At 56.3% G+C, this 1,163-nt stretch carries 2 protein-coding genes; both read right to left on the bottom strand.

Going from position 1 to position 1,163, the window contains the following annotated elements:
* Positions 1-217, bottom strand: a 217-nt coding sequence (locus AB5Z14_RS04165; RefSeq protein ID WP_368130426.1) for a hypothetical protein, incomplete at its 3' end; no start/stop codon positions are given.
* Positions 218-292: 75 nt separating this feature from the next.
* Positions 293-1,163 (bottom strand): glucosaminidase domain-containing protein (locus AB5Z14_RS04160; protein ID WP_368130424.1); only part of this gene is annotated, 871 nt, incomplete at its 5' end.

Below are 1,163 nucleotides of genomic sequence, written 5' to 3'. Positions count from 1 at the left end.
TGCACTCGTCGCCGAGGAGGGGCGCGCCGCCGTCTGACGCCTCGGCGGAGAGGCCGTCGAGGGAGAAGTCCTCGGCTGGTCGCACAACCTCTTTTGTTAGTATTTCATTCGAAGACGAAGAGTCGTAGTCGGCCGCAAACGAATAAGATGCCATGAATGGCAAAACCATCAAAGAAAGAAATAGAACAGCAACGAATCTTCGATATACGACCTTCATCAATATCCTCCGCCTTTACCAAGATCACCTGACTAGCAGCATCATATAAATCGAAATTTAAGAAATGGCAGCAACCTAAATCAAACGATCAATGAGTTTTGCAATTCTCTGGCCATAACCGTCACCAGGAACAGCCCACAGTCCATTAAGATCCTCCAAGCACGGCGAAACACCAAGAAGCCCTCTGTCGACAAGAACCTGGTAACGAGGATCAACACACGTGTTGGTCAGCGATGCGGTGGTCGCATAGCCCTTTAAATGCTGCGTTTGAGCAAGAAGCCCCTGATAAACGCTATCAAAGCTTGCACCCTTGATCTGTGAGCCGGTGGCTCCTAAGCCGGCAAAATTGCACTGATCAACCGAAACCGAGCCTCCAAACTGAAGCCAGCCGGTCTCCAGCATAGCCTGGGCAAACACAACCTCAGGTCGGACCCCCTCCGAAGAAGCTGCGCTGACAACCTGCTCGCAAAAGTCGGATATATCCGAAGCACCTTTTTGTGAATAGACCTGCGATGGATAAGCGTATCCCGTGGAAGTAAACAGTTTGGCCATCGACTCAACAGACACGCTTGATTTCCCCAAAATAGGAGTTCCGTCCACCGTGACCTTGCGGGTCAGGTGCTTCTGGCCGGAGCCGTCGATCACGTCGAGGTAGACGGTGTAGTCGCCCGGCTCGGTCGGGGTCCACTCGCAGGAGGAGGAGGCGGAGGGCTGCTGGGCGACGCCCCACTTGGCCCAGCCGCCCTTCTCCCAGACGAACTTGTACTTGAGGCCGGAGGCGTCGCCGGACACCTTGGCCTGGAGCTTGACCGGCTTGCCGCAGCGGGCGTCGCCCGAGACGTCGAGCGACTCGAGGGTGTAGCGCTCGGCCACCGTGACCTTGCGGGTCAGGTGCTTCTGGCCGGAGCCGTCGATCACGTCGAGGTAGACGGTGTAGTCGCCCGGC

It is taken from the genome of Collinsella aerofaciens (assembly GCF_040910265.1).
GTDB lineage: Bacteria > Actinomycetota > Coriobacteriia > Coriobacteriales > Coriobacteriaceae > Collinsella > Collinsella aerofaciens_BK.
The sequence above is the reverse complement of the archived record's forward strand: the minus strand, read 5'-3'. Positions and strand labels throughout refer to the sequence as shown.